The sequence below is a fragment of the Lysobacter sp. MMG2 genome (assembly GCF_016735495.2).
In the GTDB taxonomy this organism is placed as follows: Bacteria; Pseudomonadota; Gammaproteobacteria; order Xanthomonadales; family Xanthomonadaceae; genus Lysobacter_J.
The window spans coordinates 18,328-32,008 of the sequence record NZ_JAERQY020000001.1 but is presented as its reverse complement, the minus strand read 5'-3'; the positions used below and the strand labels follow the sequence as shown (position 1 = coordinate 32,008).

Genomic DNA, 13,681 nt, shown 5'->3' with positions numbered 1-13,681 from the left:
GGGCACGATGACGCGTCGCGATCCCTTCCGCGGTTTCCGCTACCTGGTCGAGATGGAGGGCCTGGTGAGCGGCGGTTTCCTGCGCGTGAAGGGGTTGTCGCGCGAAGTGCGGGTGGAGTCGTACAGGGAAGGCGGCGTCAACGAGTACGAACACAAGCTGCTGGGCCAGGTGACGTATCCATCGCTGGTGCTCGAGCGCGGCCTGGCGATGGACGACCTGTGGAAGTGGGCGCAGGCGGCGGCGGACGGCGACGCGCAACGTCGCACCTTGTGGATCCGCTTGCAGGACGAGGCCAACGACAAGGCCTGGGCATGGCAGATCACCGATGCGCTTCCGGTGAAGTGGTCGGCGTCCGACCTCGATGCGGCATCGTCGCAGGTGGTCATGGAAACGCTGGAGCTGGCGCATCACGGTTTGAGGAAGGCGACATGAAGGCGCGGCCGCAGCTGGCGCTGCTCGCGTGCCTGGCGGCACGCAGGTTCGTGCGCAGGCGCCCGGCGCGGACACCGGGACGGGCATGGCTGCCGCTGTTGTTGCGGTACCGGCGTGTGCATGCGTCAACGGCTGCGCGTATCGGCATGCGAAGTCGCGTGATGGGGATGCAAATTCACGTGCACCTTGGGTTCGCTCATCACGCGCGGCAGATGGGTGGCCAGATGACGTCGCCCGCATTGTCGAGCGCTGCGGTGAATGGGCGTTCGTCCTCGATGACGCTGCGGTCTTCGCAGATGACGCCGGCTCGTGCGCTTTACAGCTCGCCAGTGGAAAACACGCTTGCGCCTGTGGGCAGAGCCGGCGCGCGGCGCGCGCGGATGGACCATCCACTGCGCCCACACCGCGCGGCAAACCCGATGGCGCTGCCCGACGCGCGACAGCGCGCACAGGCGCCGACCGTCGGTGCACGGGTCGTTGCGGCCCTGCGCGTACAGGCCGCGCGGACGCCGCGGCCGGTGCACGGCGGTGGCGGAATCGAGGCCCAGGATCAGCGCCTGTCCGCCGTTGCAATGCGGGCCAGGGCATCGCGCGCTAGTTCCCCGAATACGCAAGGCGCACGCCACGCGATGTCGCCGTCGCAGTCGATGGGCGGCTCACCGGATCTGATCTGGCGCGCGCCGCCGCCCGCCGCCGTGCCGGCAAGCGTGCAGACGCTCGCGCAATCGCCGTATCCGACGACCGATGAGACGACGCGTCCAACCGCCTTCGAACCCATCGAACCCGCCGACCTCGCCCCGCAGGTGCGCGCCGCGATGCGCGCGCAGGTGCTCGATCCCGCGATCGTCGACCGCCTGGCCGACGACGTGATCCGCCGCATCGACCGGCGCGCGCGCATCGAACGCGAACGCCGGGGACTGTGAGGACACCATGGCCGAATCGCAGCTCAAGAAGGCCACCATCACCGTGCTGGCGGGCTCGCGCCAGAACGAAGTGATCACGGTGCTGTTCAACCCCACCGAATACACCTTCGAACGTTCCAACACCTACAAGGCGACGCCCGTACCGGGCATCGGCGCGCCGTTGCTGCAATTCGTCAACGGCGAGTCCGACCGCCTGAGCATGGACCTGTTCCTCGACGATGCCACCGACCGGCAGGGGCCGACCTCGCTGTTGCAGAAGGAGAACAACCCGCTGGGCACGCGCCTGAAGGCGCTGACATCGCTGCTGGTGATCGATGCATCGTTGCACGCGCCGCCGCCCGTGCGCTTCAGCTGGGGCACGCTGGAGTTCTCGGCGGTGATCGAACGCCTGGGCCGCAAGGTCACGATGTTCCATCCCGACGGCAACCCCGCGCGCGTGACGCTGTCGGTGAGCTTCAAGGAATACCGAACCCTGCGTCAGCAACTGGAAGACCCGCGTCGCGAGTCGGCCGACAAGACCAAGCGCCGCGTCGTCGTCGGGGACGAGCGTCTGTGGTGGATCGCCGCCCGCGAGTACGACGATCCCAACGAATGGGTCCGCATCGCGCTGGCCAACGACCTCGACGACCCGCGCGAGATCGCACCGGGCGACTGGCTGGAACTGCCGCCGATGGAGAATCCGGATGGAACTCGTCGCACTGTCCCATGACTACGGCGAGTTTTACGCGCCGTGCTTCGTGGTCCGCCTGGCGGGCCAGGAGCTGGTGCGCGATCTGCAGGTCGCCGTGAGCCAGGTCGAAGTCGACATGGTGCTCGGCTCGGCATGGCACTTCACGTTCACCGTGGTGGATGCATTCGACCCGGCCGCCGGCGCCTTCCGCACGGGGCAGGGCGGTCACGATCTGCTCGGCCAGTTCGCCTTCGGCGCCAGCATCGAAGTGTGCATGGGCTACCGCGATGCGAAGTCGATGCCCACCGTCATCAACGGCGTGATCACCGAGGTGTCGACGAGTTTCCCCGACGGCGGCGCGCCGGAGCTCATCGTGTCCGGCTACGACCCGGGCTTCCTGCTCACCCTGGGCAAGAACTCCGACAGCTGGCGCAACCAGACCGACGGTGATGTCGTGCGGCAGATCGCGCGCTTCCATAACCTCGACGTGGTCGTCGACAAGACCGAAGAGCGACGTCCGCAGATCGAACAGAACCAGGAGAGCGACTGGGATTTCCTAAAGAAGCTCGCCCAGCGCAACCACGTCGAACAGGATCACTTCGAACTCTACGTCGATGTCGAAGGACGCAACCGTTCCACGCTGCACTTCAGCGGGCCGCGCGTGAAATCCGATCCGGTCGTGCACCTGGAGTGGGGCCGGGGACTGTTGAGCTTCAGGCCGCAGGCGAACCTGGCCGGGCAGGTGGCGAAGGTCGAAGTCATCGGCAGCGACACGGCGCGAAAGACGACCTTCATCGGTCGCGCCAGTGCCGACCTGGCCGGAGCGCGCGCGAAGACGATCGCCGAGCACCTGGGCGCACTGGTCCGCGCACCGGGCCGGCAGCCGGTGCTGCGGCTGCGCCAGCCGGTGTTCTCGCAAGCCGAGGCCGACCAGCGAGCGAAAGCCGCGCTGGGCGAACGCACGCGTGAGTTCCTCACCGGCGAAGTCGAATCGATCGGCCTGCCCGAGTTGCGACCCGACCGCACCGTGAAGATCGACGGCATCGGCACGCCGTTCTCGAAGACCTACTACATCCAGCAAGCCACGCATCGCATCGACGGCAGCGGCTATCGCACGCGCTTCCGTGTCCGGGAGACCGCGCTGTGAACCTCCTCTCGCCTCCGCAATCGGAAACCGGTCTGGAGACCGGCGGCTTCGCCAAAGGCCTGGCCGTCGGCATCGTGACGCAGAACCAGGACCCCGAAGGCCTGGGCCGCGTGCGGGTGGCCTTCCCGTGGCTCGACGATCGCGAGAGCCATTGGGCACGCCTGGCCACGCCCATGGCCGGAAAGGACCGCGGCCTGGTGCTCATCCCCGAAGTCGGCGACGAGGTGCTTGTTGCGTTCGAACGCGAAGACCTGCGCTTCCCCTTCATCCTGGGCGGTCTGTGGAACGGCGTGGACACACCGCCCATCGCCAACGACGACGGCAACAACGACAAGCGGATCCTCAAGTCGCGCAAGGGCCACTGGCTGCTGTTCGACGACGGGACGCAGGGCGTGGTCGAACTCAGGCACGAGAACGGCGGCCTCGTGCGACTGAGCGACGACGGCATCCTGATCGACGACGGGAAGGGCAACACGGTCTCGATAGACAACACCCGCGGCGCCATCGCGCTGGAGGCGATCGGATCGCTGCAGATCAAGGCCACCACGATCTCGATCGAAGCCACCGGCACGCTCGAACTCAAGGCCAACGCCACGATGACGATTCGCGGCGGCCTGGTGAACATCAACTAGGAGCGCACCGATGGGTCAACCCGCTGCCCGCCTCGGAGACACCACCAGCCACGGCACGCCGCTCGGCCCCGGACCGGGCAGCGCGACGGTGCTGATCGGCGGCATGCCGGCATGGCGCGCACTGGCCGATACGCACGCGTGTCCGTTGTCGGACGGACCCAAGCCGCATGTCGGCGGCGTCGTGGTGATGGGCAGCTTCACCGTGTTCATCGGCGGGCTCCCCGCCGCGCGCCAGGGCGACATGGTGGTGGAGGCGGGCGCGCCGAACCCCATCGTGCTGGGCGCCATGACGGTCATGATCGGATGAGCGACGACCGCGCCATGGACGAGCAGAAGGCCTTCCTGGGGCGCGGCTGGGCGTGGCCGGTCGCACTGGATCCGCGCACCGGACGGGTCGCCAGCGTTGCGTATGAGGAAGACATCCGCCAGTCGATGCGGATCATCCTGCAAACCGCGCCGGGCGAACGCGTGATGCGGCCCAACTTCGGCTGCGGCATCCACGAACTGGTGTTCGAAGCCATCGACAGCATGACGCTCCAGCGCATCCGCTCGACCGTGGAAGAAGCGCTGCGCCGATGCGAAGCGCGCATCGACGTGCTCGCGGTGGAGGTCGATGAAACGCAGGCACGCGAAGGCACGCTCCTGGTCGCCATCGAGTATCGCGTCCGCAAGACCAACCAGACCGGCAACCTCGTCTTTCCGTTCTACTTCCGCGAAGGAGGGCCGCCATGAAGCCGCACCTCCCGCCGCGCATGGACCGGCGACGCACGCGCGAGTTCATGGCCGAACTTCAGGCGCGCGCACGCGCGTGGATTCCCGACTGGGCCATCGCCGACGACGAACCGGATTTCGGACGGGCCCTGTTGCAGGTCGCGGCGCGGTTCAGCGCGGAAGTCGCCGAACGCCTGGACGGCGCTGGCGAGAAGCTGCGCGACGGGCTGTTCGACTGGCTCGGCGTGCATGGCGAAGCGGCACGGCCGGCGCGCGCGCCGGTGGCGTTCAAACTGGGCGACAAGGCGGTCGATGCCGTCCTGGCGCCCGCGCAGACGCGATTGCAGGCCGACGTCGACGGCGCGTCCGTGGTGTTCGAAACGGAAACCGACGTGCAACTGGTGCCGTCGAAGCTGACGCACATCGTCGGCGTGGAAGCCGACCGTTTCCATCTCCCGCCGCCGGGACTGGCGTCGCTGGAACCGCTGCTGCCATTGCCCGAGCAGTGGCTGTTGAAGAGCTTCGCCGCACCCGGGGCCGCCAGGCTCCAACTGGATCCGGCGGAGGGATTGTCACCGGACATGGTGCTGCAATCCGACGGACAGCGCGTGCGCATCACGCAGGAAGACAAGGGCCTGGTCACCATCGAGCCGCCGTTGCGCAGCGGCCTGGCGCAAGGCGCAACGGTGCGCAAGCTCACGCAGTTCTCTCCCTTCGACGGACTGTGGAACGACGAACAGCTGCATGCGCTTTACCTGGGCGGCATGGAGTTGTTCGACATCACCGCCGAGGCGACGTTCGACATCGTCGGCGCGCAGGACCTGGCGGGAGTGCAGTGGGAGTACTGGGGAAAGAAGGTCGAATCCGAAGATCCCGTGGCGGCGGGATGGCAGGAACTGGTGCGCGCGGACGAGCAGAAGTACGCCAACGCGTTGACCCTGCGCAAACCCGAAGGCGCCATCGAGCCGCGCGAGGTCGTGCCCGGCAAGCGCGCACGGTGGATCCGCGCCGTCGCGCGCCAGGTCGACCGCGTGCTGCTCGCCGCCGACCGGCTCAGTGTCCGGATCAACTACACGCCCAGCCGCGCGAGCTGCCAGAGCGTGGCGGACAAACCTTCCGTCGGCTTCGAAGCGATGTCGAACACGACGCCGCTCGTCGTGGATGGCGCCTTCTATCCGCTCGGCCGGGAGCCGCGCCAGTTCGACGCGTTCTACATCGGCAGCGCCGAAGCCTTCTCGAAGAAGGACGCGCGCGTGCAACTGTGCTTCGAGATGGCAGACCTGAGCTTCCAGGGGTTCGCATGCCTGCGCACGGGCCCGCTTGCGAACACCGTCCTTGCCGGGGTGACGCGCGATGGCGGTCTGCAATTGCTCGGTTTCGATGCGGGCACGGCGAGCCTCTCGCGCTTCCGCGATCGCCCGCCGCTGCGTCCGCCGTCGCCCGCCGCCGGCGGTGCCACCGTGGATGCCGCGCCCATGCCGCTGCGCGCGGGCGCTTTGGCGATCTGGGACAAGGGCGACGACTTCGTCGTGGCCGTGGCGGCCGACGATGGCGTGTGGTGCTGGCGCGAAGTGAAGTTGGAAGAAGGCCGCCTGAGCGGCTGGACCTCGCTGCCGGCGGTGCCGGTCGCACCGCCGCCGACGGGGCAGGCGACGCCGCTCATCGACAGCCTGGTGTACCTGCCTGCATCGGCCGTACTGCTCGCGGTGCGCGACGCCAAACTCTATGCCTGCGATCCCGACGCAGCCGCCCCGGAATGGACGGAGGTCGCTGCGAAGGACGGCCCGGCCGATGTCGAACTCACGCGAATCGCATCGATCTTCGTCGCGACCGCCGCGGCCACGGTGCCGGAGCGGATCGTGGGCGTCGCCAGGGATCTGTCGATGTACGCAGTGAGGGTCGGCGGCGCGCCGCTCCAGGCCGATTGCACGACGCTGCGCACGGGCGTGGATCCGACGATGACGCCCGCGGCGATCCTGCGCGCTGACGACACGCTGCTCGCCGTGGCCGTGGGTACCGGCATGTCGGGGCCGAGCCTGCTTGCCTTCCTGTCGGACCCGGGATCCCTGCTGCAGCAGGCCGTCGCCGATGCGGCGCTGGGGACTGCGCGCGTGCTTGGCGGTGCGGTCGATGCGGCGGTGGCCAACGTGCACGGCGTGTTCGCCGCATGCCTGGCGGCATCCGATGGCACGACACGATTGGTGCGCTGGTCGCCGTTCGAGCCCGCGCTGTCGGATCTGCCGTTCAGCACGCACATCCCGGCCGAGCTCGGTCCCGCCGCCGGCGTGCCGACGGTGCTGCCCGCGCATCTGATCGTGCCGGTGCTGTCGAGCCAGGTGCTGGTGGCGCTATTCAATCCGGCCGATTGCGCCAAGCGCACGGCGCCGCTGATGACCGCGATCATCACCCGTCCCGGAGATCCGCTGCAGGCGCTCGACCAGGTCGCGTTTCCCGTGCTGGGCGGTTTCGAGGTCGCGACGGCCGCATCGACCGCGCAGCAGAGCGGGCAGGTGCTGTTCGCGTTCGATGTGCAGGCGATCGACGGCGACATCGTGGTGTATCCGGCCGCCGATCCGGCGGGTCAGTCCGCCGTCGATCCGGCTGCGCTGGACACGGTGTTGATCGCAGGCAACGAGCCGATCACCCCGGACCAGACGCGCCTGCTCATCACGACCTCGCTGTCGATGGACGTCTATCAGGTCGACGACTTCGACAACACCACGCGGATCGCGACGCTCGACCGCGAACTGGACGTGCCCAATCCGTTGCCGGCGGGAGAGCAGGTCAGCTATCGGTTGCCCGCGCCATCGCCGGTGCCCGATGAAAGGCGCGTCGTGCCGTTGCTGGAGCTGGATCCCGCCAACAGCGGCCACTGGGACGCGGCGCTGCTGCAGCGCACGCTCCTGGCCTTGCCGGGCGGCGATCCCGTCTGGCAGCGCGGCCATGCGTTCCGCGTCGACGGCAACGGGCATCCGCTGCTGGTGGACCTGGCGACGCCCTGGGTGGTGCAACCGCCGATCAACCTGGGAAGGGTGGAGTTCTACGTCGATGAGGCGGTGCGGACGTGGTCGGCCGAGCTTTCCGACACCACCTCGAACCCGGCGTTGTCGTGGGAGTACTGGAACGGCACGGGCTGGTGGAACCTCGGCGCGAACGACGCCGGCACGCAGCACCTCAAGCGCAGCGGCGCGATCACGTTCAAGGTTCCCGCCGACCTGCGGCCGACGGACTGGTCCGGCAAGACGAGCCACTGGATCCGCGCGCGCCTGATCGGTGGCGATTACGGACGTGAAGAAGTCACGGTCGTCACCACGCCCACCAATACGCCGGGCGAAACCCGGCAGACGATCGAGCGCAACACCGACGGGATCCGCGCGCCTTACGTGGCCCGGCTGCACGTGTCCTACGCGACGGAGGATGCGGTGCTGCCGACCTTCGTGCTCGCACAGGACAGCGGTTCCATCCTCGACCAGAGCGATGCCAATCGCACGCCGAATGCGATCGTCGAAGCGTTCGTGCCATTGCCCGTTCTCCTGGGCCGTCTGTCCGGTGCCGCGGTGCCCGAAGACGACGCCGCATGCGCGCCCGAGTGCGCCTGCAGCGGTACGCAGTCGCCCGGTGACCTGCTTGCTGGCGCAGCGACGTCCACTAACGCCGTGCCGTCTGCGGGGCGCGCCTTCTTCCTGGGTTTCAAGGGACCGCTCTCCGGCGGTCCTGTTCGTCTGTACTTGCGCGTCGCGGAGGATGCCTCTCAGGTCTCGCACGCCGCCGTGCGCGTGGACGCACTGGTGGCCGACCGCTTCGTCCCGCTGGTCGTGGAGGACGACACGCGCGGAATGGGGGAGAGCGGGATGCTCACGCTGGTCTTCGACGCACAACCCACGCCGCGCGAGTTGTTCGGCACGACGCTGCGCTGGCTGCGGATCACGCCCTCGGGCGACGCCGACGCCTGGTCGCCGACCTTGCTGGGCGCGCATCTGAATGCCGCGTGGGCGACCGCCGCGGAAACGATGGCGTACGAACGCCTCGGTTCGTCCGAAGGCGCGCCGGACCTGACCCTGGTGCTCGCGCGACCGCCCGTGTTGCGAGGCACGCTCGAACTGCGCGTGCGCGAACCGCTGGGCGAAGAAGAGCGCGCTGACCTCACGGCCGATGACCCCGCGCGCGTCCTCAGCGACGTGCCCAATCTGCCCGGGGATTGGGTGCGCTGGGAGCAGGTGTTCGATCCCGCCGACGAGGATGCCTCCCGACGTGTGTACGCATTGGACGAAGCGACGGGTGAGGTCGTCTTCGGCGATGGCACGCACGGCATGATTCCCCCGGTGGGCCGCGACTCCATCGTTGCCTTCCGTTACCAGCGCACCGAACGCGCCGCCGACGGCAGCGACCGCGTGCCGGCCAACGCCGTCGCCGCCCGCGCGAAGCTCAATCTCGCTTCGCCGGTGAGCAGTGTGGAGGCGGTATCCGCCGCCGATCAGGCCGCCGGTGGTGCGCCGCCGGAGGACGCACCACGCATCCTGCGCTTCGGCACCGCGCGCCTGCGCCATCGCAACCGTGCGATCAGCGCATCCGACCTGGAAGACCTGGCGTTGCAGAGTTCGCCCGACATCGCGCAGGCGCGTTGCTTCGTCACGCGCGGCGGCGTGCGGCTTGTCGTCGTCATGCGCGGCGGCAACCCCGTGCCGAACGCGGCGCAACGACGGGAACTGGAGCGACTGCTGCTCGGCGTTTCGCCGGTCGGGCTGGGCGCGCTTCGCATCGCCGGCCCGACCCTGCGCTGGCTCGGAGCGCAGCTGCGATTGCGAGTGGTCCGCCTCGACGATGCCGGTGCCGTCAGCGGCGCGGTGCGCGCGCGCATCAAAGCGTGGTTCGATCCGGTCACGGGCGGCGCCGACGGCGACGGCTGGCCGCTGGGATGCAGTCCGGACGCCAGCGACATTGCGCTCGCCCTCGTCGATACACCGCGGCTGGCCGGCGTGCTCGACGTAGTGCTGCACGAGCGGGTCGACGAAGCGGTGGAGCGCGCGTGGCCTGCGTCGATCCGTCGCTCCGACCTGGTCGTCCTGCGCGACGACGCATGGCAGCTGGTCTTCGATCCGGGCGAGGAGGGCGCATGAGCCGTCTGGTGAAGGTTCGCTTCGACCGCCGGTTCCAGGACCTGCTGGCCATCGGGCGCGCGCAACTGCCCGCGCTGGCACCGCAATGGACCGACCACAACGCGCACGATCCGGGCATCACGCTGATGGAGCTGCTGGCGTGGGTGGCCGAAGCGCAACTCTATGCGGCGGGACACACGCGGCGCGACGAGCGCGCGGCGTACGCGGCGCTGCTTGCGCTCCTGCCCAGCGGCACGCAGCCGGCACGCGGCCTGATCTGGCCCGACCTGCAGGACCCGCGCGCGCCTGTCGTGACCTTTGCGCAGAGCGTGGTGATTCCGGTGGACGCCGTCATCCGGCCGGTCAAGTCGGACGGGCCGATGTTCCATCCGGAACACAGGCTCTTATGGGTTCCGGGCGAGATACGCGCACTGACGACGCGGTTGGCGAACGGGCGCGCGCTCGACCACACCGCCGTGAACCGGCGACCCGGTCACGCGTTCCAGCCCTTCGGCGCGCATGCACGCTCGCGCGATGTATTGGCGATCGACTTCGAGTGCCGCAGCGACGACGGCCTGTTCCCGCCGGAACGCGCGCAGGCCGATGGCGCATGCTGGACGCTCGGCGTGCGCGCCGCGTCGCCTGTCGCGGGCATGCAGCCGGATGTTGCCGCGTCGTCATCGCCGCTGCGGGTCGAACTCGTCACCGACACCGAGCGGTATCCGCTGGCCATCGTGTCCGACACCACCCAGGGCCTGCTGCGCAGCGGCGCGCTGGTTCTGGATCTTTCCGCCGTCCGCTCGTCGCCGCGGCGCTTCACGCTGGAATTGCGCGCGCCGGACGGTCTCGCACGCCCGCCGCGCGTGCTGCAGATCGCGCCCAACGTGGTCCCCATCGTGCAAGGTCGCGCGGTCGAAGGCGAGGTGCATATCGCCAACGGCGCACTGCCTGACTGGAGCTTCCAGCTCGACGTGCCCGGGCTGCGCTTTGCGGCGTCGGAAGCGCCGGTGCGGGTCGAGGTCGTCGAAGCCGCCGTCGGCAGCACGTGGCGACGTTGCGACCGACTGGCCGCGCAGGGGCCCGACGATGCGGTGTACGAACTGGACATCGCGTCCGACCGGATCACGTTCGGAAACGGAATCAACGGCCGCGTGCCCCGCGATGGTGCGCAGGTGCGGGTGTCGTATGCGGTGAGCGACGGCGCGCAGGGCAGCGTCGCGCGCAACCGACGCTGGCACGTGCAGGGATTTGGCGAGGCCTTCGGCGTCAATCCGGACGCGGTGGCCGGCGGCGCAGGCCCGCAGGACTGGCGCGCACAACGCCGCGAAGCACGTCGGCGCGTGCGTGAGGATCACGCACTGGTGAGCGCCGACGACATCGTGCGCGCCGCGCTGGCGTTGCCGCTGCTGGAGGTCGCGCGGGCCTGGATCGTGCCGGCGAACGAAGCACGGCCGAACACCGGCGCGGTAACGCTGGTGGCCATGCGTGGCCTGCAAGCCGGCGATGACCCGCGCACGCCGGAAACACGGCGGTGGCGTAGGGCCGTGCAGCGACGATTGGAACCGCGCATGCCGCTGGGCACCCGACTGGCCGTGATCGGCCCGCGCTATAGCGCCGTGGTGGTCGAAGCGACACTGGAGGCATCGCCCGGACGCGATGTCGACCGCGTTCAACGCAACGCGCTGGACGCCGTGCGTGCGCGACTGGCGACCACCGGCCCGTCGGCGCGACGGCCCGGTGTTCCCGTCTCGCATGGCGACGTGGCCGGATGGCTCCGCGCTGTGGATGGCGTGGCGCGGATCGTGTCGTTGCGCCTGCGGCGCGGCTCCGGCGATGAAGTGCACATCATCACCATGCCGCGTGAGGGACTGCCGCGATTCGACGCCGTGCACAGCACGGTGGACGTGCGCCGGGCGGGGCAGGGGAGCGCGCCATGAGCGCCGATCCGCAGCGCGCTTATCGATTCACGCAGCAGGCCCACTGGCGCGCGTGCCTGTCGATCGGCATCGACCCGGGCGCGGTTTCCACCCATACGATCCGGCCCTCCCTGCCGTTTGCCACCGTTGCGCAGCGATTCCCGAGCCAGGGCGCGCGGGCGCCGGCAGTGGCGCCCGGCGCGCAGGTGCTGTGGCACGACGATGCGACCGACCGCTTGTACCGCCTGTCGCCCGGTGACGACACGCCCGACATCGGGCCCGCACCGGCGGCGATCGCGCGTGCGACGAGATTGCTGGTGACGCGTTGGGGCGTGTGGAGCTTGCGCACGGGTTCGCTGCAACGGTTCGAACTCGACTCGCTCACTCGCCTGGATGTGATCGACCTGTCGCATTGGCGCGCCGTCGATATCGCCGCCGACGGACGCGATGGCGTGTTCGTGCTCGCCGAACGCGAAGGTCGCTGGCAGGTGCTGCGCGTGGACTGCGCAGGACGGCTCGACGTGACCGCACAGCTGGACGGCGTGCGCGCGGCGACGGCGTTCGTGTTCCTGCGCACTCGCAAGCGATTCGTGGTGCTCGGCTCGGGTCGTGACGCGCAACTGATGTGGTTCGACGAAACCGGCGGCACCGCGCGCGCAAGGAAGTCGGTCGCCGCGATGCATCACTGCTTCAGCGCCACCGCGCTCGGCAGCGACGCGCGCGATGCGGTGTTCCTGGCGGGCGTCGACGCCGGCCCGGGCGGCGAAGCCCGGGTGATGCGGTTCGACGGCGACGGCACCGCGTCCGGCGACATCGCGCTGGATCGCAGGGACGCTCCCGCCACGGGCGTCGCCGCTGCACGCGATGCGGTGTACGTGACGGGCCCGCGCGGGCTGTTGCGATTCGGCGCGGTGCAGGCCGTTCCCGACGACGCCGCCGAGTTGGAATGCGTGCTCCTCACGCCCGCACTGCATTCGCCCGATCGCGAGGACGGCCGCCGTTGGCTGCGCATCGAAGCCAGCGCGACGCTGCCGCCGGGCACGATGCTTTCCCTGTCGTATGCCTCCACCAGCGATCGTTCCGTGCGCGATCGCCTTGCAAAACTCGCGGCGGACGAAACATTGACTTCGAGCGAGCGAACGCAGCGCATCCTCGCCGAGCGCGGCATCTGGTACGCCCCGATGGCGTTCCAGGGCGCGGATGGCGACAGGACGACGCATTGCGTCGCGCCGCTGTTCGATACGCGCGATCCGTACGTGTGGGTGTGCGTGCGCATCATCGCCAGTCCCGGCGCAGCCGCTCTGCCGGTGCTGAACGAGCTGGCCGTGCTGTACCCAGGCCGCACGCTGATGCAATACCTTCCCTCGATCTACCGGCGCGAGGAAGCCGTTCCCGACAGCTTCCTGCGTGCACTGGTCGGCGTGCTCGAAACCACCACGCAAGGGCTCGACGCCCGCATCGCCGCGTTGGGCAGCCATGTGCACCCGGCCACCGCGCCGGAGGAATGGCTCGATGCGATGGCGCGCTGGCTGGGCCTGCCGTGGGACGACACCCTGGCGCAAGCGCACAAGCGCTGCATCGTCACGCATGCGCAGCACCTCGCCAGCCAGCGCGGAACGCGTGCCGGCATCGAGACCTTCCTTTCCTGCCTGATGCCGGAGAGGCCGCGGCGTTTCCGCATCGAAGACGCGATCGCGCAGTTCGGCTTCGCCACTGTTGGCGGCGCCGGCTGCGAGGGCAGCGCGCTTCCGGCGATGCTCGGCGGCCCGCCGCGCTCGCGTGCCGAACTGGGCTCGGGCGCTCGCCTGGGCCGCATGCGTCTGCCTTGCGATGCAGACGTCGGCACTCCGTGGCGACTCACTGCGTCCGTGCGGATCGATATCGCAGCGACAGCGGAAGAACGCCGCGCCTGGGCCGGATGGTTGCCGGCCGCGCTCGCTGGCCTGGCGCCGTTCACCACCCGCGTGCGTGTGCGCTGGATCACCGCGCGTGCCTTGCAGGGTCGGCGACTGGACGCGGGCCTGACCCTGGAAGGAACGATTACGCCCCATCTGGGCGACGACGCCGTCACCGGCGTGGCCCGACTTCCCGTACGCGGCGCGCGCCTGGGTGCGACAGGCGCCGACGTCGGCACGCGGCTGCTTTGAAGGACA

General features: G+C 69.4%; 10 protein-coding genes. All 10 read left to right on the top strand.

All coding sequences use genetic code 11. The annotated features are described in order from the left end of the window. Positions 1-7 precede the first annotated feature (7 nt). The 10 genes from JI752_RS00140 to JI752_RS00095 are packed head-to-tail and all read left to right on the top strand — an operon-like array spanning position 8 to position 13,675. Positions 8-433, top strand: a complete 426-nt coding sequence (locus JI752_RS00140) for a phage tail protein (protein WP_216957818.1) — start codon at positions 8-10, stop codon at positions 431-433. After that, positions 430-1,356, top strand: a complete 927-nt coding sequence (locus JI752_RS00135; protein ID WP_216957816.1) for a hypothetical protein — start codon at positions 430-432, stop codon at positions 1,354-1,356. The genes JI752_RS00140 and JI752_RS00135 overlap by 4 nt, the downstream gene beginning before the upstream one ends. Before the next feature lie 7 nt (positions 1,357-1,363). After that, positions 1,364-2,065 carry a hypothetical protein gene (locus JI752_RS00130; RefSeq protein ID WP_216957814.1) on the top strand — a complete coding sequence of 234 codons (702 nt, stop codon included), beginning with the start codon at positions 1,364-1,366 and terminating at the stop codon, positions 2,063-2,065. After that, positions 2,040-3,173 carry a contractile injection system protein, VgrG/Pvc8 family gene (locus JI752_RS00125; protein ID WP_216957812.1) on the top strand — a complete coding sequence of 378 codons (1,134 nt, stop codon included), beginning with the start codon at positions 2,040-2,042 and terminating at the stop codon, positions 3,171-3,173. The genes JI752_RS00130 and JI752_RS00125 overlap by 26 nt, the downstream gene beginning before the upstream one ends. After that, positions 3,170-3,805 (top strand): phage baseplate assembly protein V, encoded by a 636-nt coding sequence (locus tag JI752_RS00120; protein ID WP_216957811.1) that lies wholly within the window; start codon positions 3,170-3,172, stop codon positions 3,803-3,805. Before JI752_RS00125 ends, JI752_RS00120 begins: the two co-directional genes overlap by 4 nt. A gap of 10 nt (positions 3,806-3,815) precedes the next feature. Then, positions 3,816-4,112: a PAAR domain-containing protein gene (locus JI752_RS00115; protein WP_216957809.1), complete on the top strand. Its 297-nt coding sequence runs from the start codon at positions 3,816-3,818 to the stop codon at positions 4,110-4,112. Further along, positions 4,109-4,537: a GPW/gp25 family protein gene (locus tag JI752_RS00110; protein WP_216957807.1), complete on the top strand. Its 429-nt coding sequence runs from the start codon at positions 4,109-4,111 to the stop codon at positions 4,535-4,537. Before JI752_RS00115 ends, JI752_RS00110 begins: the two co-directional genes overlap by 4 nt. After that, entirely contained in the window at positions 4,534-9,633 is a 5,100-nt protein-coding gene (locus JI752_RS00105; RefSeq protein ID WP_216957805.1) for a hypothetical protein, read from the top strand. Before JI752_RS00110 ends, JI752_RS00105 begins: the two co-directional genes overlap by 4 nt. Then, the gene (locus JI752_RS00100; RefSeq protein ID WP_216957803.1) at positions 9,630-11,549 is read left to right on the top strand and encodes a putative baseplate assembly protein; all 1,920 of its coding nucleotides are present in this window, start codon (positions 9,630-9,632) and stop codon (positions 11,547-11,549) included. Before JI752_RS00105 ends, JI752_RS00100 begins: the two co-directional genes overlap by 4 nt. Beyond that, positions 11,546-13,675 (top strand): phage tail protein, encoded by a 2,130-nt coding sequence (locus JI752_RS00095; RefSeq protein WP_216957801.1) that lies wholly within the window; start codon positions 11,546-11,548, stop codon positions 13,673-13,675. Before JI752_RS00100 ends, JI752_RS00095 begins: the two co-directional genes overlap by 4 nt. The last annotated feature ends 6 nt before the right edge of the window (positions 13,676-13,681 follow it).